Annotated in this window: 18 protein-coding genes; 7 read left to right on the top strand and 11 right to left on the bottom strand. The window is 73.5% G+C overall.

The features are described 5' to 3' along the window. Window positions 1-56 precede the first annotated feature (56 nt). A complete protein-coding gene (gene npdG, locus AC061S_RS31605; RefSeq protein WP_478689299.1) occupies window positions 57-770 on the top strand; it encodes an NADPH-dependent F420 reductase in 714 nt (237 codons plus the stop codon). A gap of 79 nt (window positions 771-849) precedes the next feature. On the opposite strand, the gene AC061S_RS31600 is transcribed toward npdG, so the two are convergent. After that, window positions 850-2,904, bottom strand: a complete 2,055-nt coding sequence (locus AC061S_RS31600) for a TerD family protein (RefSeq protein WP_478689304.1) — start codon at window positions 2,902-2,904, stop codon at window positions 850-852. Window positions 2,905-3,086: 182 nt separating this feature from the next. On the opposite strand from AC061S_RS31600, the gene AC061S_RS31595 reads away from it, so the two are divergent. After that, entirely contained in the window at window positions 3,087-3,281 is a 195-nt protein-coding gene (locus tag AC061S_RS31595; RefSeq protein ID WP_478689298.1) for a hypothetical protein, read from the top strand. A gap of 40 nt (window positions 3,282-3,321) precedes the next feature. Here AC061S_RS31595 and AC061S_RS31590 read toward each other — a convergent pair whose 3' ends face one another. Next, on the bottom strand, window positions 3,322-4,146 hold the full coding sequence (locus tag AC061S_RS31590) for a site-2 protease family protein (protein WP_478689297.1): 825 nt from the start codon (window positions 4,144-4,146) through the stop codon (window positions 3,322-3,324). A 72-nt stretch (window positions 4,147-4,218) separates the two neighbouring features. Between AC061S_RS31590 and AC061S_RS31585 the strand changes: the two genes are divergently transcribed. Beyond that, window positions 4,219-8,145: an AfsR/SARP family transcriptional regulator gene (locus AC061S_RS31585; protein ID WP_478689303.1), complete on the top strand. Its 3,927-nt coding sequence runs from the start codon at window positions 4,219-4,221 to the stop codon at window positions 8,143-8,145. A gap of 64 nt (window positions 8,146-8,209) precedes the next feature. Here the strand turns inward: AC061S_RS31585 and AC061S_RS31580 are convergent, their stop codons facing one another. The 3 genes from AC061S_RS31580 to panB form a co-directional block, all read right to left on the bottom strand. Then, window positions 8,210-9,061 (bottom strand): ABC transporter permease, encoded by an 852-nt coding sequence (locus tag AC061S_RS31580; protein ID WP_478689296.1) that lies wholly within the window; start codon window positions 9,059-9,061, stop codon window positions 8,210-8,212. Further along, window positions 9,058-10,089, bottom strand: a complete 1,032-nt coding sequence (locus AC061S_RS31575) for an ATP-binding cassette domain-containing protein (RefSeq protein ID WP_478689295.1) — start codon at window positions 10,087-10,089, stop codon at window positions 9,058-9,060. Before AC061S_RS31575 ends, AC061S_RS31580 begins: the two co-directional genes overlap by 4 nt. A 124-nt stretch (window positions 10,090-10,213) precedes the next feature. Next, on the bottom strand, window positions 10,214-11,074 hold the full coding sequence (panB, locus tag AC061S_RS31570; protein WP_478689294.1) for a 3-methyl-2-oxobutanoate hydroxymethyltransferase: 861 nt from the start codon (window positions 11,072-11,074) through the stop codon (window positions 10,214-10,216). Between the two features lie 285 nt (window positions 11,075-11,359). On the opposite strand from panB, the gene AC061S_RS31565 reads away from it, so the two are divergent. Both AC061S_RS31565 and AC061S_RS31560 read left to right on the top strand, forming a co-directional pair. Further along, window positions 11,360-12,388 carry an endonuclease/exonuclease/phosphatase family protein gene (locus AC061S_RS31565; RefSeq protein ID WP_478689293.1) on the top strand — a complete coding sequence of 343 codons (1,029 nt, stop codon included), beginning with the start codon at window positions 11,360-11,362 and terminating at the stop codon, window positions 12,386-12,388. A gap of 38 nt (window positions 12,389-12,426) precedes the next feature. Beyond that, complete coding sequence (locus AC061S_RS31560) at window positions 12,427-13,347, top strand: hypothetical protein (RefSeq protein WP_478689292.1); 921 nt, start codon at window positions 12,427-12,429, stop codon at window positions 13,345-13,347. 101 nt (window positions 13,348-13,448) lie between these two features. Here the strand turns inward: AC061S_RS31560 and AC061S_RS31555 are convergent, their stop codons facing one another. Further along, window positions 13,449-15,203 (bottom strand): NAD+ synthase, encoded by a 1,755-nt coding sequence (locus AC061S_RS31555; RefSeq protein ID WP_478689291.1) that lies wholly within the window; start codon window positions 15,201-15,203, stop codon window positions 13,449-13,451. A 49-nt stretch (window positions 15,204-15,252) separates the two neighbouring features. After that, window positions 15,253-16,554 carry a DUF4352 domain-containing protein gene (locus tag AC061S_RS31550; RefSeq protein ID WP_478689290.1) on the bottom strand — a complete coding sequence of 434 codons (1,302 nt, stop codon included), beginning with the start codon at window positions 16,552-16,554 and terminating at the stop codon, window positions 15,253-15,255. Window positions 16,555-17,132: 578 nt separating this feature from the next. Between AC061S_RS31550 and AC061S_RS31545 the strand changes: the two genes are divergently transcribed. Then, complete coding sequence (locus AC061S_RS31545) at window positions 17,133-17,783, top strand: DUF998 domain-containing protein (protein WP_478689302.1); 651 nt, start codon at window positions 17,133-17,135, stop codon at window positions 17,781-17,783. Between the two features lie 68 nt (window positions 17,784-17,851). Then, window positions 17,852-18,667, top strand: a complete 816-nt coding sequence (locus tag AC061S_RS31540; RefSeq protein ID WP_478689301.1) for an alpha/beta fold hydrolase — start codon at window positions 17,852-17,854, stop codon at window positions 18,665-18,667. Between the two features lie 11 nt (window positions 18,668-18,678). Here AC061S_RS31540 and AC061S_RS31535 read toward each other — a convergent pair whose 3' ends face one another. The 4 genes from AC061S_RS31535 to AC061S_RS31520 form a co-directional block, all read right to left on the bottom strand. Continuing rightward, a complete protein-coding gene (locus tag AC061S_RS31535; RefSeq protein WP_478689289.1) occupies window positions 18,679-19,098 on the bottom strand; it encodes a CBS domain-containing protein in 420 nt (139 codons plus the stop codon). A gap of 365 nt (window positions 19,099-19,463) precedes the next feature. Further along, a complete protein-coding gene (locus AC061S_RS31530; protein WP_478689288.1) occupies window positions 19,464-20,141 on the bottom strand; it encodes a DUF305 domain-containing protein in 678 nt (225 codons plus the stop codon). Window positions 20,142-20,164: 23 nt separating this feature from the next. Then, window positions 20,165-20,818, bottom strand: coding sequence for a DUF3105 domain-containing protein (locus AC061S_RS31525; protein ID WP_478689287.1), 654 nt, complete (start codon window positions 20,816-20,818; stop codon window positions 20,165-20,167). Window positions 20,819-20,891: 73 nt separating this feature from the next. Then, window positions 20,892-21,293, bottom strand: coding sequence for a hypothetical protein (locus AC061S_RS31520; RefSeq protein WP_478689286.1), 402 nt, complete (start codon window positions 21,291-21,293; stop codon window positions 20,892-20,894). Window positions 21,294-21,388 lie beyond the last annotated feature (95 nt).

Below are 21,388 nucleotides of genomic sequence, written 5' to 3'. Positions count from 1 at the left end.
CATCTCACACCGTCCGTGCATTCGCCTCTGACGATCTCGCGGCTACCCTCGCCCCCATGACCTCCACAGACAGCACGCAGCAGCCCGCGAAGGCTCCCGCCAAGGACCCCTGGGACCTTCCCGACGTCTCCGGCCTCGTCGTAGGCGTCCTCGGCGGCACCGGCGACCAGGGCCGGGGCCTCGCCTACCGGCTCGCCCGCGCCGGCCAGAAGGTGATCATCGGCTCCCGTGCTGCCGACCGCGCGCGCACCGCCGCCGACGAGCTCGGCCTCGGGGTGGAGGGCGCGGACAACGCCGAGTGCGCGCGCCGCAGCGACATCGTGATCATCGCGGTGCCGTGGGAGGGCCACGCCAAAACCCTGGAATCGCTGCGCGAGGACCTCGCCGGCAAGCTCGTGGTCGACTGCGTCAACCCGCTCGGCTTCGACAAGCAGGGCGCGTACGCCCTCCAGGTCGAAGAGGGCAGCGCGGCCCAGCAGGCCGCCGCCCTCCTGCCGGACTCCCGCGTCACGGCGGCCTTCCACCACCTCTCGGCGGTCCTGCTCCAGGACGAGTCGATCGACGAGATCGACACCGACGTGATGGTCCTCGGCGAGGTCCGCGCCGACACCGACCTCGTCCAGGCCCTCGCCGGCCGCATCCCCGGCATGCGCGGCGTGTTCGCGGGCCGCCTGCGCAACGCCCACCAGGTCGAATCCCTGGTGGCCAACCTCATCTCCACCAACCGCCGCTACAAGGCCCACGCGGGCCTGCGCATCACGGACGTCTGACCGCCCGGCCCGCCGGGGCCACCCGCCCGGCCGTCCCCGCACGGGGCCGACGGACCGGGTGGCCCCGCGTGCCGCCCCCTCAGCCGCGCCGCCCGCCGCGCCCCTCGATCGGGCCCAGGTGCGCCACCACACCGTGGTAGAAGCGCTCCACGGCCTCGTCCACACTGCGGATGAACCCGGACTCCGCGTTCCCCCGCGTGCTCCCCATCCCCTTGAGCAGCGACAGCCGGAAACCCACGACGGCCGAGCCGTTCACGGGCAGCAGGTCGCCCGGCTCGGGCCGCAGCCGCTCCAGCGTGCCGCGCGGCCCGCTCCCGGGCCCCGGCCCGGCACCCGGCCCGGCGCCCGGCACTGCCTCCAGGAGACTCTCCACGTGCAGGTCCGCCGGAGCCTCGGCGAGCAGCCTCAGCAGCCGCTTCACCATGGCCAGCGGGTACGCGCCCTCCGGGGCCGGCACGTCGACGGACGTCCGCACCTTGGAGGTCCTGAGGTCGGCGCTCACCGCGATGACGCTGCTGGTCCCGTCGACGCGCAGCTCCGCGGAGAGCTTCCCGTCCGCGCACAGCCGGTCCGCCGCCGCGACCCGCCGGGCCTGCGGATCACTGCCCCGCCGGGCCCGCTGCACCGGCAGCGCCTTCTGCCCCAGCTCCCCGCCGAGGCGCAGGCACACCTGGCGGACCAGCCGCTCCCAGCTCTCCACGACCTCCACGGTCCGGGCGTCCCCGAGGCCGAGGGTCTCGTCCTCGATGCCCTTGCGCACGGGCACCCAGGCGGCGCCCATGTTTTGGAACCCGTGGCAGCCGGACTGCTCGTGACGCAGGTACTCCAGGAGTTCCTGGAGGAGCCAGGCGTGCGCGGCATTGCCCACGCCCTCGTGGCGGATCAGCAGCTGTGCCTGGTGGGCGACCTCGGCCCAGGACAGGTGCCAGAGGCTGACCTTGTGCTTGCGCCGGCCGTCCACCTTCACCTCCACCATGGGGCGGCCCTCCAGGGCCACGTCGTTGGAGAGGGTGATCACGGCCTCGTAACCGCGGCGCGCGGCGATGTCCATGTACGCCTGGACCTGCTCCGCCTTGAGCGGGTTGCCGTTCGTCTTCGTCTCCACGAGCGCCGTCCACAGCTTCCCCGCGCGCTCCACCCGGATCACCCCGTCCGGGCGCCGCGGCGTGTCCCCGTGGGGGAGGGAGACCTCCGTGAAGGTCTGCATCCGGCCGGCGGGCGCGCCGAACCCCGCGGTGAGGCGACGGCCGAACTCTGGCACCTGCGCCATGACCGACAGCAGGACCGAGGTGGCGCGCACCTCCCGCTCCCTGTCGCTCTTGAGGGAGGGGACGGGGAACAGGCGGGCCTGGCTCCAGGAGTCGTTCTCGGCGAGGGACTTCTTGGCCACCTTGGGCAGGGTGACCTTCTTCCTGGTGGTACGGGGGCCCCGGCCGCGGCTCTGCGCCGGTACGGCGACGGGCGCGGCCGCCTCGGGGGGCCCGGGCGCGGGTTCGGGCTCGGGCGCGGGTTCGGCGACGGGTTCGGCGACAGCGTCGGCGACGGGCACGGCGGCGACCTCCTCCGGCTCCCGCTCGGCCTCTTCGGGTTCCTCGGATTCCTCCAGCACCGGGATGCCGAAGTCCGTGGCCAGTCCCGCGAGGCCGGTTTCGTACCCCTGGCCCACCGCGCGGAACTTCCATTCCTCGCCCCGCCGGTACAGCTCGCCGAAGATGAAGGCGGTCTCCACGCCCGCGTCGTCGATGGAGTAGCCGACCAGCGGTTCCCCGGTGCGGTCCGCGACGGTCATCCGCAGGTCGTCGAGGTCTCCGAAGCGCGCGCCGGCGTACCGGCTGGCCGCCACGACGATCCGCGCGACCCCCTCCGGGACCGCCGTCAGGTCCACGCTGATGCGGTCCTCGTCGCCGTTGTCCGTCGGCACCTTGCCCAGCAGCTGCACGCTCCCGTCGGCGGCCGCCGGGTTGTTGTAGAAGTAGAAGTCGTTCTCGTCGCGGACCTTGCCGTTCTCGTCCAGCAGCAGCACCGAGACGTCGGCGTCACCCGCCCCCGAAGCGCTGCTCCAGCCCAAACTCACGACGACCGCCCCGGCGTCCTCACTGAGGGCGGTCAGACTGACGTTCGCGCCCTTCGGGATCTCCTGCACGTGTTCCCCCCGGTCCTTCCGCACCCCCTGCGCGGTGCGTCTCGGGCGAACCGTAGCGGCGGGAGGAGGAAAAGATCACGGGATGGCGGAAATCGGCCCGACGGGAGCACGCCGGGGCATGGGGGACACTGGAAGGGCTTGAACCGCTTCAGTGCCCCCGAGGAGCCCCCGTCATGCCCCGCCTTGCCGTGTTCGCCGTCGTTCTCTGCGTCCTCGCCACTGCCGCCGCCGTGGTCTCCTTCATCGAGGGCAGCCTGCTCGGGATCGTGTGGGTGCTGATGGCGGGCATCACGTCGAACATGGCGTGGTTCTACGTGCGCAAGGCGAAGATCGAGAAGGCCGCGGCAGCGGCCCGCACCGCGGGCTGATCGCGGGCTGACCGCGGGCGGATCGAGGCCCGGCCGCGGTCTACGGCGCCTGGCAGAAGCCGCTGGTGTCCTGCCAGAACTGGTAGAGGTCGCGGCCGCAGTACGCCTCCAGCTCGCTCACGCCCAGCGCCGACAGCAGCCCGTACACCGTGTCGAAGAAGTACGCGTTGATCTCCGGGATCCACAGCAGCGCGAAGACGGCCAGCAGGCCGAAGGGCGCCAGCGGCGCCACCTGGCGGCGTACGCCGTGGGAGAGCCAGGGCTCGATGATGCCGTAGCCGTCCAGGCCGGGGACCGGCAGGAAGTTCAGGATCGCCGCCGAGACCTGGAGCAGGGCCAGGAAGGCGAGCGCGAAGCGGAACGGCATCGGGACCCCGTCCAGCGCGTTCAGCCAGAACGGGGCCGTGCAGACGGCCGCGAAGGCGACGTTCGTCAGCGGGCCGGCCGCCGAGATGAGGCTGTGCCGCCAGCGGCCCTCGATCCGGTCGCGCTCGATGTAGACCGCGCCGCCGGGGAGACCCAGTCCGCCCATGATCACGAAGAGCACCGGCAGGATGATGCTGAGCAGCGCGTGCGTGTACTTGAGGGGGTTCAGCGTCAGGTAGCCCTTCGCGCCGACGCTGAGGTCTCCGCTGTGCAGGGCGGTGCGGGCGTGCGCGTACTCGTGCAGGCACAGGGAGACGATCCAGGCCGCCGTGACGAAGAGGAAGACGGCCAGCCCGGTGCTGGTCGAGTACCCCGTCCACACGGCCCACCCGGTGACCGCCATGACGGCGAAGATGCCGAGGAACACGGGACTGATCTGCCGGTCGCCGCGGTCGTGACTGCGGTGGTGGCTACGGTTGCGACTGCCCTGGGGACCCATACGGGGAACCTATCCCGCAGGCGGCGCCCGGGGGAGCTCCGGGCCGGAGACAATGGGCCGGTGCGTTACGCGATGCTCGGCACCACCCAGGCCATCCGCGACGACGGGAGCACCGTACCCGTCGGCGGGGCGCGGCTGCGCGCGCTCCTGACCGCGCTCGCCCTGCGGCCGGGGCGGGCGGTGCCGACGGCCTCGCTCATCGACGAGGTGTGGGACGGGGACCCGCCGGCGGACGGCCCCGCGGCGCTCCAGGCGCTGGTGGGGCGGTTGCGGAGGGTGCTGGGGCGCGAGGCGGTGGGGTCCGGGGCGGGCGGCTACTGGCTCGTCGCGGAGCGGGACGACATCGACCTGTACCGCTTCGAGCGGCTGGCGCGGGCGGCGGCGCAGGCCTCCCCGGCGGAGGCGGCCGCCCTCTACGACGAGGCCCTCGCCCTGTGGCGGGGCGAGCCGCTCAGCTCGCTGCCGGGTTCCGGGCCGGAGGCCGCCCGCTGGGAGGCGCTACGGCTGGACGCGCGCCGGGGCCGCCTGGACGCGGCGCTGGCGCTGGGGGAGGCGGAGCGGGTCCTGCCGGAGCTGACCGCGCTGTGCGCGGGGCTGCCGCTGGACGAACCCCTGCAGGCCCTGCGCATCCGCGCGCTGCGCGACGCGGGCCGCCCGGCGGAGGCGCTGGCCGCTTACGACGAAGTCCGCCGGGACCTCGCCACCCGCCTGGGCACCACCCCCGGCCCCACCCTCCGCGCCCTCCACACGGCCCTGCTGACCGACCCGACGGCGGGCCCCGGACCGCTTCCCGGGACGCCGGCCGTACAGGGCCACTCCGACCCCGCGGCCGGACCCGGGCCGCTTCCTCCGGCGCCGACGGCCGGGACCGGCCGGACCGACCAGCCCGCCCGGACGGGGCAGGGCGGATCCGCTCCCGACCGGGGGCCCGGCCACCCCGCCGAAGACTCGACAGGCCGGACGAAGCCGGCCGGGTCCGGCGTGCCCGCCGGGACCGTGCAGGGCTCCTCGGCCGCCCCGGCCGGACCCGGCGGGCCCGTGCCGGGCCCCGGCCATGACGGCCGGCCCGGCACCCCGGCCGAGCCGCACCGACCCTCCTCGGCGCCGTCCGGGACCGGTGGTCCCGACCGGGCGGGCTCCGGCTCCACGGCCGCACCTGACGGAGCCGGCTCCGGCTCCCCGGCCGGACCTGCGGGATCGGGCTCCGGCTCCCCGGCCGGACCTGCCGGATCCATCTCCGGCCGTACCGCCGGGCCGGGTGGCTCCGGTCCGGGAGCGCCGGAAAGCGGGGACCCCTACGCGGCCGGGCCGGAAAGCGCGAACCCGTACGCGGCCGGGCCGGTGAGCGGGGACCCCTACGGGGCCGCCGCGGTGGCCGGGGACGGTCAGGTGCCGCCCGGCCCGGGCGCGGGCAACCTGCGGATGCGGCTGACCACCTTCGTCGGGCGGGAGGAGGACATCCGGGTCATCGGGGACGACCTCGCCCGGTCGCGGCTCGTCACCCTGCTCGGCCCCGGCGGCGCCGGCAAGACCCGGCTGTCGCAGGAGGCCGCCGAGGCACACGCTCGGGCCGGCCGCGGCACGCCGGACGCACCCCCCGCCGTCGGCACGCTCCCGGGAGGATCCGCCCCCGCCTGGGCCGACGGGGTGTGGTTCGTGGAGTTGGCTCCCGTGGACGATCCGGAGGACGTCGCCGAGGCCGTGCTCGCGGCGCTCGGGGCGCGGGAGACCAAGCTGCGCGGCGGCTCCGCCGAAGAGATGCGGGTACTGACCGAGCGCGGCGGGGACCACCCGCTCGACCGCCTCGCAGAACATTGCGCGCGGCGCCGGATGCTGCTGATCCTCGACAACTGCGAGCACGTCGTCGACGCCGCCGCCCGCCTCGCCGAGGAGGTGCTCGCACGCTGCCCCGGCGTACAGATCCTGGCCACCAGCCGTGAACCCCTCGGCGTGCCCGGCGAGACGCTGCGCCCGGTGGAGCCGCTGCCCGACCCCGTCGCGCTCCGGCTGCTCGACGACCGCGGGGCCGCCGCCCGGGCGGGGTTCACCGTGGACGAGGACCCGGCCGCCGCCGTGGAGATCTGCCGTCGGCTCGACGGGATGCCGCTCGCCATCGAGCTGGCCGCCGCCCGGCTGCGGCTGCTCACCCCCCGCCAGATCGCCGACCGGCTGGACGACCGGTTCAGGCTGCTGACCGGCGGCTCGCGCACCCACCTGCCCCGCCAGCAGACCCTGCGCGCGGTGGTCGACTGGTCCTGGGACCTCCTCGACGAGCCCGAACGGGCCGTGCTGCGCCGGCTGTCCGTCTTCGCCGGCGGCTGCGACCTCGACGCCGCCGAGGCCGTCTGCGCGGACGGGGGATACCTCGATGGCGCGGACGTCGCCGACCTGCTCGGATCCCTCGTGGACAAGTCCCTCGTCGTCGCCGCCCCCGACGGCCCCGCCGGGATGCGCTTCCGCCTCCTGGAGACCGTCGCCGAGTACGCGGCCGACCGCCTCGCCGAGGCCGGCGAGGACCGGGCGCAGACCGAGCTCCGCCACCTCACCCACTACCGCGAACTCGCCCGCACCACCGAGCCGCTGCTGCGCGGCCACGGCCAGCGTGCCGCCGCCGACCGGCTGGCCACCGAGTACGAGAACCTGCGCACCGCCCTGCGCCGCGCCGTCGCCGCCAAGGACGTGGGCGAGGTGCTCTGCCTCGTGCATTCCCTCGGCTGGTACTGGCACATGCACGATCTGCGCGCCGAGACCCGCCACTGGGCGGGTGCCGCCGCAGCCCTCGGCCCGGACCCCTTCGCCGCGCCCGTCGTCCCCGCCCAGCCCGTGTACCGGCAGATCGTCGACACGCCCCCGCCCTACGAGGGCGAACTGCTCACCGAGGCCTGGCGCGGCATCCAGCTGATGTGTCTGGTCGCCCGCGACCAGATCAGCTCCACCTGGTCCACCCCCGAGGTCCGCGCCCAGGCCGAGGGCGTGGTCGCCGCCTACCGCCCGGGGCTGCCACAGACCTGCCGGGCCCCTTCCTTCCTGTGGATCTACGCCGTCATGATCTCCGGGGACCCCGAACTGCTCCACCGCGCCGCCGAGGAGACCGTCGAGACGGCCCGCGCGCTCGGCTACCGCTGGGAGCTGGCCTCCGCCCTCCAGCTCCGGGCCAACATCCTCGCCAACCGCGCCGACGGGGCCGGCAACGCGTCGCGCGACGCCGAGGAGAGCCTCGCCCTCTACGCGTCCCTCGGCGACGACTGGGGCTGCGCCGAAGCCCTCTCCGCCCGCGCCGAGGCCCGGGAGAAGCGCGGGGAGTACGCCCTGGCCGCCCAGGACTACCGCGCCGCGATCGAGTACGCCCGGCGGCTCGGGGCCAAGGCCCAGGTCACGGTGTTGCAGGTGCGGATGGCCGGCACCCTCGCCGAGGACGGCCACCTGGAGGAGGCCGAGGAGCTCCTCACCGGCCTCCTCGCCGGTGCCGTCCACCAGTTCGGCAACGAGGCCGTGCCCGCCGCCCAGATGTTCCTCGCCTGCATCTACGGCCGCACCGGCCGCCTCCCCGAGGCCCGCACCCAGCTCCAGTCCCTGCGCGAGGAGTTCGCCGTCGGCGCGTTCGCCATGTTCGACGGCTTCCTGCTCGGCCTGCTGGCCTGGATCGACAACGAGGAGGGCCGGTACGAGGACGCCCTCGCCCGGCTCCGCCAGGCGATGGAAGCCGTCCGGGACCCGCTCTCCATGATGTTCGCCCCCCACCTCCCGGCCGCGTACCTGATCACCGGGGCCCGCTCCCTCGTCCAGCTCGGCGGCCGGGACCGGGAGTACGACGCCGCGCGGCTCATCGGCGCCTACCGCGCGCTGCTGCCGCCCGCCCACTTCCCGGTCACCGTCGAGCGCGCGGACGCCGAGCTGGCCGAGCGCCTGGCCCGGGCCGCGCTCGGCGACGCCGCGTACGAGGCGGCGTACGCCGAAGGCGGCGGCCTCACCCTGGAGGAGGCCACCGCCCTCGTCTGACCCGGTCGCCTCATCGGAGACGGGGTCCGTCCGGGACGCGATCCGGAACGGACCGGTCCGCGGATCAGGTCTTCTGGCGGAACTTCCGCACGGCGAGCGGCATGGTCACCAGCGTGATGCCGACCGACCAGGCCAGCGTGATCCACACGGAGTTGCCGAGCGGGGTGTCGTTGATCAGGGAGCGGGCCGCGTCGGCCAGGTTGGACAGCGGGTTGACGTCGGTGAAGCTCTGCAGCCAGCCGGGCATCGTCGTCGGCGGGGCGAAGATCGAGCTGCCGAACTGCAGCGGCATCAGGACCAGCATCGCCACGCCCTGGACCGCCTGGGGGGTCTTCATGGTGAGACCCAGCAGAATGAAGATCCACATCAGCGAGGCGCCGAAGACCGCCGACAGCCCGATGGCGAGGAACAGGTCGAGCACCGAGGACTTGATCGACAGGCCGAGCAGGAAGCCCATGCCGAGCAGGATCGCGATGGCCACCATCATCCGGCCGAGCTCGACCACGATCTTGGCGATGAGCACCGAGGAGCGGGCGATCGGCATGGACCGGAAGCGGTCCATCACGCCCTTCTTGAAGTCGTCGTTGACCCCGGTGCCCACACCCATGGCGATGTTCATGCCCATCATCGCCATCAGGCCCGGGACCACGTAGTTGACGTACTCGTCCTGGTTGCCCTTGCCGGAGATCGCGCCGCCGAAGACGAAGACGAACAGCAGCGTGAAGATGATCGGCATGAACAGGACGTCGAACATCGACTCCGGGTCCTGCTTGATCTGCAGGACGTTGCGCCGTGCCAGCGCGCCGATGTGACGCAGGTTGCCCCGCAGCCCGATCCGGCCCTCGTCCGCCGGGACGGGCCCGCCGGCCGGGGCGGCCGCGGTGGGGCTGGGCTTCGTCGTGGTTACGGTGCTCATGCCGCGACCTCCTCGGTCTGCTGGATGGGGATGGAGTCCTCGACGGTGGGCTTCTGTCCGGTGATGGACAGGAACACCTCGTCCAGGCTGGGCAGGTAGGTGCTGATGTCGGAGATCCCGTACCCGCGGGCCGCCAGCAGGCCCACCACGGCGGTCAGCTGCTCGTCGGCCAGGATCGGCACCAGCAGGGCGCCCTCGTCCGGCACGGCCTGGGAACCGGCCACCCCGTCCAGACCGGCCCCGGCCAGCGAGCGGGCCATGCCCGGCAGGTCGGCCGGGTCGGTGGGGCGGATCCGCAGGGTCCGGCCGCCGACGCGGGCCTTCAGCTCGTCGACCTTGCCGTTGGCGATGACCTTGCCCTTGTCGATGACCGTCAGCTCGTTCGCGAGCTGCTCGGCCTCCTCCATGTACTGGGTGGTGAGCAGGACGGTGGCCCCCTCGGCGACCATCCGCTGCACCTCGTCCCACACCTCGTTGCGGGTACGGGGGTCCAGACCGGTGGTCGGCTCGTCCAGGTACAGCACGGCCGGGCTGCCGATCATCGAGGCGGCCAGGTCGAGCCGGCGCCGCATGCCGCCGGAGTAGGTCATCACGGCCTTCTTGGCGGCGTCCGTGAGGGAGAAACGCTCCAGCAGCTCGTCGGCGCGGCTCCGGGAGTCCTTGCGGGACAGGTCCAGCAGCCGGCCGATCATGTAGAGGTTCTCCCAGCCGGAGAGCTTCTCGTCGACCGAGGCGTACTGGCCGGTCAGGCCTATGGTCCGGCGCAGCTGCCGGGGCTGGCGGACCACGTCGAAGCCGGCGACCCGGGCGGTGCCGGCGTCGGGGGTGATCAGGGTGGAGAGGATGCGTACCAGGGTGGTCTTGCCCGCGCCGTTGGGGCCGAGGACCCCGAGGACGGTTCCCTCGCGGACGTCGAGGTCCACACCGTCGAGGGCTTTGGTCTCGCCGTAGTGCTTGACCAGCCCCCGGACCTCTACGGCGTGCGAGCCGTTCAGGGGATTCTTGTCGTTTCGCGTCATGTCCACCATGGGACCAGACGGCACTGACATCCCACCGACATCCCACCGACAGCCGGCCCACAGAGCACCGACAGAGGTCCGGCAGAGGTCCGCCGGCCGGCGTCGGGCCGGCGGACCTCTGGCGGTCGTCGGACTAGTGGAAGGCGTGCTCTTCCTGCGGGAACGTTCCGCCGACCACGTCCTCGGCGAAGGCCTTCGCCGCGTCGCCCATGGTCGCGCGGAGGTTCGCGTACTGCTTGACGAACTTCGGCATCTTGCCGCCGGTCAGCCCCATCATGTCCGTCCACACCAGCACCTGCGCGTCGCACTCCGCGCCCGCGCCGATGCCGACCGTCGGAATGTGCAGGGACCGGGTCACCTCGGCGGCCAGCTCGGCCGGGACCAGCTCCAGCACCACCGCGAAGGCGCCCGCGTCCTGCGCCGCCTTCGCGTCGCGCAGGAGCTGGTGCGCCGCCTCGTCGCCGCGGCCCTGCACCCGGTAGCCCATGGCGTTCACGGACTGCGGGGTCAGGCCCAGGTGGGACATGACCGGGATGCCCGACTGCACGATCAGCTCGGTCTGGCGCAGCGAGCGCTCGCCGCCCTCCAGCTTCACCGCTCCGACCCCGGCCTCCTTGACCAGCCGGGTGGCGCTGCGCAGCGCCTGCACGGGTCCCTCCTGGTAGGAGCCGAAGGGGAGGTCGCCGATGATCAGGGCCCGGCTGGTGCCGCGTACGACGGCCGCCGACAGCAGGGTCATCTCGTCCATCGTCACCGGGACGGTGGTCTCGTAGCCGAGATGACAGTTGCCCATCGAGTCGCCGACGAGCATGACCGGGATGCCGGCCTCGTCGAACACGGACGCGGTCATGGCGTCGTAGGCGGTGAGCATGGGCCACTTCTCGCCGCGTTCCTTGGCGAGGGTGAGGTCGCGGACGGTGATGCGCCGGGTGCCCGAGCCTCCGTACAGGGTGGCGGAGGCGGCTTCGCGGGCAGGCGAAACGGCATGCGTCATTGCAACTGCTCCTTGATGTTCATCTCGAGGCGCCCTTACGGCGTCCCCGGACTCACCACCATGGTGGCACTGTCGGGGCCCCAGCGGGAAGTGGCACGAGGCCCGGTTCGCCGCGGCGCCCGGCGTACGGGCCAATGTGCGCGTTTGGTGACAAGCGGAACCCCGGGCGCCAGGGCGTTCGTCCTCCCGGACGTACGGCCGACACAATCGGCGCGGAACGGTCCGTATATCGCCTAGGGTCAAGAGGCGGGGACGGAGCGCGAGCACGGCAGCGAGGGCAGTGGCATGGCACAGGCGTACATGACGGAGACGGGGAGCGACGGCTCGGAGCCCCAGCCCTCCCGAACGGGTCTCCGGCGCCGGCTGGCCGAGCTGCGGCGGGATCCGGGCATCTGGCGCCGCGGCATCGTGCTCGCCGCGCTCGCCGTACTGATCTCGCTGGTCATGATCTTCCACGCCGAGCTGCCCAACGACATCGGCAACCTCGGCAGCCTCACCGAGACCTTCCTGCCCTGGTTCGGCCTGGCCGTCCCGGTGCTGTTCGCCGCCGCGCTCTTCCGCAAGTCCGCGACCGCGCTGATCGCGATACTGCTGACCGCCGCGGTCTGGGTGAACCTCTTCGGCGGCCTGGTCACCGACAAGGCGCAGACCGGCGGCAACCTCACGGTCGCCACCCACAACGTCGACGCCGACAACGCCGACCCCGCCGGCACCGCCGCCTCGGTCGCCGGGGCAGGAGCCGACGTACTGGCCCTGACCGAGCTCAAGGGCAGCGTCGTCCCCGTCTACGAGAAGGCCCTCAAGGGCACGTACAAGTACCACTCCGTCGAAGGCACCGTCGGAATCTGGAGCAAGTACCCGCTGGTCGCGAGCCAGCCCGTGGACATCAAGATGGGCTGGACCCGGGCCATGCGCGCCACGGTCCACACCCCCTACGGAGAAGTGGCCGCCTTCGTGGCCCACCTCCCCTCGGTCCGCGTCAAGCTCAACGCCGGCTTCACCGCCAACCAGCGCGACAACAGCGCCGACGCCCTCGGCGCCGCGCTCGCCGCGGAACCGCTGCGACGGGTCATCCTGCTCGGCGACCTCAACGGAACCGTCAACGACCGGGCCCTGTCCGAGGTCACCTCACAGCTGCGTTCCACCCAGGGCGCGTCGGGCGACGGCTTCGGCTTCAGCTGGCCCGCGCAGTTCCCGATGGCCCGGATCGACCAGATCCTGGTCCGCGGGGTCACCCCCGAGGCCTCCTGGACCCTGCCCCGCACGGGCAGCGACCACCTGCCGATCGCCGCCCGGGTCACCGTGAAGCCGTAAGACCGCCACTGCGATACTCCCCTGACGATCGTGTAGGGGTGGGAGTCGTAGTGCTGAGCTGGGCGGTTCGTTCGTTCACCGTGCTCGCCTGGCTGGCCTTCATGGCGGCCGGGATCTGGGCGCTAGGGCTGCACCGCGGTGCGCTGCCGCCGTACACGGGCGTGCTGGTGCTCGGCTGGATCGGTGTGGCCGCCCTCTGGGGGCGGGCGCTGACGTTGTGGTCGCTCCGGCCGGGGGTCGGTCGGGCGGCCGAAGCGCCGGGACCGGCCGACTTCCCGGGCACGGCCGTGGTGTGGCGGCGCCAGGCGGCTTCGCTGACCGTGCTGATCGTGGCGGCGGCGGCGCTGACCATGCTCGGCACGGTCGGCGGCGAGGGCACCGTCCGGGCCGTGAAGGAGGCCGGGGCGGCGGTCACCACCGGGACCGTGGTCGAGGTGACCGAGGTGCGCACCCGCTACCAGCGGAAGAAGCCGCACGGATACGAGTCGACGATGCTGCTCCAGACCCCGGACGGGAGCAGGGTCACCGCCCGGGAGGTCGAGACCCGCGGGGAACCGCGCCCCGGTAAGGCGTACCAGGTGCTCTGGGCGCCGACGGCACCGGAGCTCGGCGGGGTGGTGGACCCGGGCGGCGGCGTGTCGAAGTATCTGAACGACCGTTGGGGGTGGACCGTGACTTCCTGGGGATGGCTGGGCGCGGCCGCGCTGCTCTTCCCGGCCGTCGTGTTGCCGTTCGCGGTGATGGCGGGCGCTTCCGTACTGCACCGGCCGGCGTGGCGGCCGGTGCCGCAGTCCGTGCTCGCCGCAGTGGCGACGGCGGTGGTCCTCGGACTTCAGCGGCTGTCGACCGGTGCGGTGGACTGGACTCCGATGGCCTCGCCGATCGGGGGGCTGGTGCTGCTGCTGACGGCCTTGGTCCCGCTGGTGGTCGCTCTCCTGCGGAGCAGTCGCACGCCGTAGGCCGAGCCGCCGGGGTGACGCCCGTCCCGAGGGCGCCGTACGCACGCCGGGCCCCGGCCGCTCCGAGGGGCGACCGGGGCCCGGCGTGCGTACCGGCCGGGTTACGCCTGCTCGCGCCAGCCGTTCGTGATGGGCAGCCGGCGGTCCTTGCCGAAGCCCTTCGCGGAGATCTTCGTGCCCGGCGGGTACTGCCGGCGCTTGTACTCGGCGGTGTCCACCATCCGCAGGGTCTTCGCGACGAGCTCGCGGTCGTAGCCGGCCGCGACGACCGCCTCCAGGCCCTGGTCGCGGTCCACGTACAGCTCCAGGATCCCGTCCAGCACGGGGTAGTCCGGCAGCGAGTCCGTGTCCACCTGCCCGGGGCGCAGTTCGGCGCTCGGCGGCTTCACGATGGAGTTCTCCGGGATCGGCGGGGTCTCGCCGCGCTCGGCCGCCGCGCGGTTGCGGTACTCGGCGAGGCGGAAGACGTCCGTCTTGTAGACGTCCTTGATCGGGGCGTACGCGCCCACCGAGTCCCCGTACAGGGTGGAGTAGCCGACGGCCAGCTCCGACTTGTTGCCCGGGGCCAGCACGATGTGGCCCTCCTGGTTGGAGAGCGCCATCAGCAGGGTGCCGCGCAGCCGGGACTGGAGGTTCTCCTCGGCGAGCCCGGTCAGGCCCAGCGCGCTCATGTACGCGTCGAACATCGGCTCGATCGGCACGGTCCGGAAGTTCAGGCCGGTCCGTTTCGCCAGCTCGGCCGCGTCGCCCCGGGAGTGCTCCGAGGAGTACTTGGACGGCATCGAGACGCCGTACACGTTCTGCGCGCCGATCGCGTCGCAGGCGATCGCGGCGACGAGCGCGGAGTCGATGCCGCCGGAGAGGCCGATCAGGACCGACCGGAACCCGTTCTTCCGTACGTACGCGCGCAGACCCACGACCAGCGCGTCGTAGATCTCCTCGTCGTCGTCCAGCCGGTCGGCGTACCCGCCCGTCACGACGGGCTCGTAGGGCTCCACCGGCTCCTCGGTGAGGATCACGCGGTCGATGCGCAGGCCGTCGTCGACGGTGCCCTCGACGGGGGCGGCCGAGGCGGCCGGCAGGTCCAGGTCGACCAGCACGCAGCCCTCGGAGAACTGCGGGGCGCGCGCGATGACCTCGCCGGCGGAGTCGACGACGATCGAGTCCCCGTCGAAGACCAGCTCGTCCTGACCGCCGATCATCGCCAGGTAGGCGAGGGTGCAGCCGGCCTCCTGGGCGCGTTTGCGCACCAGTTCCAGGCGGAGGTCGTCCTTGTTGCGCTCGTACGGGGAGGCGTTGATCGAGATCAGCAGCCCGGCCCCGGCGGAGCGGGTGGCCGGGACGCGCCCGCCCTCCTGCCAGAGGTCCTCGCAGATGGCCAGGGCCACGTCCACGCCCCGCACCCGGATCACCGGCTGGGTGTCGCCCGGCACGAAGTACCGGAACTCGTCGAAGACACCGTAGTTGGGGAGGTGGTGCTTGGCGAAGCGCAGGACGACCTGCCCGCCGTACAGCACGGCGGCCGCGTTCTCGGGGGACCCCGCCGGGCGGCCGAGCCGGGGCGCGGCCTTCTCCGTGCGATCGAGGTAGCCGACGACGACGGGGAGGTCCCCGAAGCCCTCGGCCGCCAGCCGCCGCGCGAGTTCGAGCAGCGCCGTACGGGAGGCCTCGACGAAGGAGCCGCGCAGGGCGAGGTCCTCGACGGGGTACCCGGTCAGCACCATCTCCGGAAACGCCACCAGGTGGGCGCCCTGTTCGGCGGAGTGCCGGGTCCAGTGGACGACCGAGTCGGCGTTGGCGGCGATGTTGCCGACCTGCGAGTCGATCTGATTCAGAGCGAGGCGTAGTTGAGGCACGCGGCCAGTCTAATCGTCTTTCTGACGCGATGTCCTGGGAGTCGCCGGTTCAGCCGATCGGGCCGCTCCAGATGGCGTCGTCGTACTCGATGCCGGGGGCGATCTCGAAGTGGAGGTTCTCGATGCCCTTGGGGACGACGAAGGCGTAGACGCCGGTCATCGACTCGCCCGGCATGACCGACCCCTTGAACATCTTCGGCACGTTGCGGTCGAAGACCATCGAGGCCTCGGTGCCCTGGGCGTCGCGGGCGTGCGGCATGGCCAGGGTGACGTCGATCGCGGCGCCCGTGGTGTTGACGATCTTCACCGTCAGCTTCACCGCGTCGGCACCCCGCGCCTCGGCCGGGGCGGCCGTCGAGGAGGGCTTGAACCGCACTGGGCTGTCCACGGTGACCTGGACGCCGTCCTCGTAGGCGAAGGTCTTGCCCCAGCCCAGGGCTGAGGTCATGCCGGGGACGTCGGAGGGTGAGGGCTTCGGGGTTGGGGTCGGGGTAGCCGGGAAGCTCGGGGTGGGCGAGTCGTAGTTGTACTCGTAGTCGTGGCTGTCACGCGAGCGGTTGTCGGCGATGTTCTTGTCGATCCTGTCGACGACGTTCGTGGTGATGAACCAGCCGCCGACGGAGGCGCCGAGGCCGAGGAGGCTGAGGGCGGTGCCGACCGCGGCCATGGTGGCGCGGGGGGCGCCGCGGCGGGACTTGAGTACGGCCGCGATGCCGACGCCGACGCCGATGAGGGCGAGGATGGCGCCGGCCCAGAAGAAGAAGGGGACCAGGCCGACGAAGATGCCGAACAGCCCGAGGAGCAGGGCGGCGAGGGCCAGGCCGTTCGCGGCGGCGGGCGGCGGCGGGAAGCCGGGCGCCTGCGGGCCGCCGGGATAGCCGCCGGCGTAACCGCCCGCGGGCGTGGCCCAGGGGTCGCCGGGGACGGGTGCGCCGGGGGCGCCGTACGGGGCTCCCCACGCGGGCGCCGGGGGAGCGGTGGCGGCCGCCGGGGCGGGGGTGACCGGAGCGAAGGAACCGGGGGCGGGGGCCGCCTCCGCGGGCTGCCCGGCCGGGGCCGCTGCCGGTATGCCGGCTCCGACGCCCGCCGGAACCGCGTCCGCCGGCTCGGCCGGGACGGCCGCCGGAACCGCGTCCGAGGGCGGCGCCGGGGCCTCCGCCAGGGCCTCTGCCGGGGTGTCGGTCAGGGCCGGGACCGGTGTCAGGGGCTGGGGCGGCGTCAGGGCGGGGGGCTTGTCGAGGGACAGGGGCTGCGCGGGTGCCGGTATGGGAGCCGCCTCGGGTGCGGGGGTGTCCGCGGGCTCCGCCTGCGGGCCGGACGGGGTGCTGGGCGGGTTCGGCGGGGTGCTCATACCGGCGGGAAGTCCTTCAGGTCGCAATCGGCGCGTGACGATCACCAGCCTGTCATGGAATTCGGCGGGCCCGTCGGGCATTTAGGCCCCCCTGCGGCACCCCAGGGCCCCGGCGGCACCCCTGCGGCACCCCGGGGCCGGCCCCGGCGCGCGTACCGCGCCCCCGAGCGGCGCGGTACGGCGCGTCCTGGCGGGCGGCCGCCGTGCGGCGACCCGGACGGCGTAGGGCGGCCCGGGGAACGAAACGGGCCGACGGCACGTCCTCCATGGCGTGGGGTCGCGTCGGACGGCCCGGCGTGCGCATGCCCCGCGATGCCCGCGATGCCCGCGATGCCCGGAACCCTACCCGGGGTGGGTATCCGATCGCAGGACCGAGCCCGGCCGCGTTTAGGATTAGTCACACTATGTCCATAAATGGCGCGCCGCTGAATCCTGTGAATCCCCGGGACCCCGGGGACCCGCTCAAGCACTTGAAGCCCGTGAACTCCCGGAGATCCTGGAGATCCGTGAACACCCCCTCCGCCGCGACGGGTCCCGCCCCCACGGCCGGGACCGCTGCCCGCTCCGTCGCCCTCCTCATGGGGCTCGGCGCCGCCGCCTACACCGCGTGGGTCCTCGAAGTGGTCCTCTCCACGGGCCTCAACCCCATCGAGACGTACGTCAGCGAGCTCGCGGCCCAGGACCAGCCGCTCGGCGGTCTGTTCCGGGCCACCGACTTCACCGCCGGCCTCCTGGTCTTCCTCGGCGGCCTCCTCGCCCTGGTCCGCCTCGCGAGACGCGTCGAACCGAGGCGCCTCTGGTCCGTCGCCGGCTGGTCCGGGATCACCGTCTTCGGCGCCTCCACCGCGGCGGACGCCTGGCTGCCGCTGAGCTGCACGCCGACCGTGGACCCCGAATGCGCGGCGCGGGAGACCGCCGGGCTGGTCCCCGCCACCCACCAGGCGCACGCCGTCAGCAGCAGTCTCGCCATGACGGGGGCGCTCGTCGGGATCGTGGCCCTCACGCTGGCCGCCCGCCGCTACGGCCGCCTCGCCCCGCTCGCGCGCTTCGGGCCCGCGCTCGTCGTACTCGAACTGCTCGCCACGGCCTGGACCCTGGTCTCCATCGCCCTGTTCACCGCCGGGCACGGCACCTGGGCGCTCGGCGCCGGGCAGCGGCTCCAGGTGCTGTTCGTGGCCGTCTGGCTGGGCCTGCTCGCGTACTCCGTCCACCGGGAGCGCCGTACGTGAGCGGATCCGGATCCGGGGCGGCCCCCGGGAGGTTCGTACGCCCCTCATCCGGCCCCGCCGCTGACGGGGTGCCCCTGCACGTCCTCGTGGAGGGCTCCGGCCCTCCAGTCGTCCTCAGCGCCGGGCTCGCCATGGCCTGGTTCGACTGGGACCCGGTGGCCGAGCTGCTCGTCGCCGCCGGCCGTACCGTCATCCGCTTCGACCGCCCCGGGCACGGACTCAGCGCCCCCGCCGTGCGTCCGCCGTGCGCCGCCGGGGAGGCGCACCGGATCGCCGGGCTGCTGGACGCGCTGGGCCTGGGCGCCGAGCGCGTCACCGTGGCAGGGCACTCCATCGCCGGCTTCCACGCCGAGGCCTTCGCCCGGCTGTACCCCGGGCGCACCGCAGCCCTGGTGCTGGTCGACAGCAGCGTGGAGGAGCGGCCCCGTACGGTCCTGCCCGCCGGGGTGCGCACCGGCGCCGCCCGGGTGCTCGGGCGGGCCGTGACCGCCGCCGGGCTGCCGGCCGCGCTGGGCCCCTGGGCCCGGCGGACCGCCGTACGGGCGTCCCGCGCGGGCGGTGCGGACCCGGCCGCGCGGGACCTCGTATGGCGCTGCTACCGGACCGGCCGGGTCTGGCGCGGAGCCCTGCTGGAGAACTCCCGCTACCCCGACACGGCCGCCGAGGTGCTGGCGCTGCGCGCGGAGCTGCCGTTGACCGCGCCCGCCACCGTGCTGGCCGGCCACGACCCCGGGGCGCGCCGCCCGGACCTGCGCTGGCTGGGCCGCCAGGCGGCGCTGGCCGACGCGCTGGGCGCCCGCTTCGTGGTCGCGGAACCGGCCGGGCACCTGGTCATGCTGGACCGCCCGCACCAAGTGGCGCGGGCGGTCCTGTACGCGGGGTGATCGGAGCCGGTCTAGCTGCGGGCGTAGACCTTCTCGGCCCAGCCGGCTATCTGCTGCTCCGACAGGTGCTTGGCCAGGTCGGCCTCGCTGATCATCCCGACGAGCCGCTTGTTGTCGATGACGGGGAGCCGGCGGATCTGGTGGCTCTGCATCTCCTCCAGCACCTCGGAGACGTCCGCGCCCGCGTCGATCCAGCGCGGGGTGCCCTGGGCCATGTCGCCGGCCGTGGTCTTCGACGGGTCGTGCCCCTTGGCCACACAGCCGATGACGATGTCGCGGTCGGTCAGGATCCCGCAGAGCCGTTCGTTCTCGTCGCTGATGGGCAGCGCACCCACGTTGAGCCGGCTCATCAGCTGAGCGGCCCGGTCCAGGGTCTCGGTGGCGGGGATCCACTGGGCCCCGGGGTGCATGATCTCTCCGGCGGTGGTCATCGAGTAAACCTCCTGAGCACGCCGTAGCGGCCGGGCGCGGGTGCGCCGGCCTCGGCGTCCTCATCTTCGGTCGCCCGTTCGGCCCCCGCGACTCCAGACGGGTGAGCGTGGGCCGTACGGGTGAATCCGGGGGTGCGGCTACGCGGTGCGGGGCCCTGCAGGGGTCTGTCCCCTACCCACCCTTCCTCCGTTCCCGGGGCTGCGCCCCCGGACCCCGTGCCTCAAACGCCGGCGAGGCTGGAATTGGCCGGCACCGACCCGCACGCGAACGCCGGCGGGGCTGGAAAATCCAGCCCCGCCGGCGTTTGAGGCGCGGGGTCCGGGGGCGGAGCCCCCAGGCAACGGCGCCGCACGTGGACAACGGGTCACCCCGCGGCCGGCGGCTCCGCCCCGCGCTGCTTCAGCATGTCGGCCATCAGCTGGAGCTCCGCCTGCTGGGCGTCCACCATGCCCTGGGCCAGGGCCTGCTCGGCCGGGTTGCCGCACTGGTCGGCACACCCCTGGGCCATCGCGACGCCGCCCTTGTGGTGGTCGGTCATCAGCCGCAGGTAGAGCACCTCGGCGTCCCTGCCCTCGGCGGAGCCGAGCTGTGCCAGGTCCTCCTTGGTGGCCATGCCGGGCATCAGCGCGCCGGGCTTGGTGACGGCCCCGCCCATGCCGTGGCCCGCCGTGCCGTGCGTGCCGCCCTCGGCCCCCATCCAGGACATGGGCGGCTCGTCGGCCACGGTCTTCGGCAGTCCCCACATGTCCAGCCAGCCGTGGAGCATGCCGCGCTGGTTGGCCTGGGTGTTGGCGATGTCGTAGGCGAGGCTCCGTACCGCCTCGTCCTTCGTGCGGTCGCGCACGATGAAGGACATCTCCACCGCCTGCTGGTGGTGCACGGCCATGTCCCGGGCGAAGCCCGCGTCGGCGGAGTAGAGCCCCGGCGTACGGGAGGACGCGGGCGCGGAATCGGCTCCCCCCGCGGTGGCGACCGTGGCCCCCACCGCGAAGAGCAGCGCCAGGCCGACGGCCGAGCCCGCGGCCCAGTACGTACGGGTCACGGAGCCGCGACCGGACGTACGGGTCACTTGTCGGCCAGCCCGCTCGTGCACGCGGCGCCCGGCTCGGGGGTCTGCGCGCCCTGCACGTACTTGGTGAGGAAGGCCGCCACCCGGGCGTCGTCCGCCTTGTCCACGGTCAGCTGCTTGCCCCACGCGCTGAGCATGATCGCGCCGGACTGCTCCTTGGCGGGGCTCATCAGCGTGTACGGGGTCTTGGCCACCTTGGCGGCGAGCTTCTCGACGTCGGCCTTGTCGGCCTTGTCGTTGTACGTCACCCACACGGCGCCGTGCTCCAGCGAGTGGACGGCGTTGGTCTCGGGGATCGGGTTCGTGTAGACGTCGCCGTTGCAGTTCATCCAGCGCGGGTGGTGGTCCCCGCCGACCGGCGGGTTCATCTCGTACTTCACCGGGGTCTCGACGTGATTGCGGCCGAGCTTCTTGGCGTCCCAGGTCTGCTCGCCGGCGACCGGCGCCTTGGCGGCGGCCTCCTCGGCTTCCTTCTTGTTCTGCTGGGCGATCATCACCCATGCGCCGAAGCCGATGAGCGCGGTGACGATGGCGGCCGACGTGGTGATCGCGATGGCCTTGTTGCGCCGGTCGCGCGCCTGGTCGGCGCGGCGCATCTCGGCTATCCGCGTCTGGCGGGAGTTGTTGGTTTCGGACTTCCTGCTGGCCATGGCCCTGAATCCTTCTTGCTGAGGGGGGTGGAGTGGAGAACGCGCTGCCTGAGCGCCGCCGGACCGGGACCTGTCAGGTCCGCAGCACCTGGAGGGCGTACAGGTCGGGGCCGCGCGCGAGCGCCGAGGGGGGCCGGATCCACGCCGCGGGCGCGGGGCCCACGGCGGGCACGGGCGTCCCGCCGGCCGCCAGGGCCGCGGGCGGCGCCGGGGGCAGCAGTCCGGGGAGGACGTGCGAGAGCGGGGAGCAGCCGGGCCGGTCGTGCGGCGCCGCGCAGACGAAGCGCTGCAGGCCGGGAGCGTGGGCGGTGTGCCCGGCCCGGGCGACCGTCCCCGCGGCGGCCGGCTGCCCGGCCCCGGCCGTCCGGCACAGGAACGCCGCGCCGGCCAACACCCCGAAGGCCATCAGGAGGACGGCATGCCGGAGCAGCGGACGTCTCCGACGTCCCTGCTCGTCCCGCGCATGGCCCCCCATGGGCGCCGATGGTAATGCTCATGACCGACCCAAGGTCAGTGCGGGGGTGCCACCGGCTTTCCGGGGTGCGTAATCTGGCGGAAACCACCGCTGGC

Source organism: Streptomyces sp. CA189 (assembly GCF_056428985.1).
This window is presented reverse-complemented; position numbering and strand designations above follow the sequence as displayed.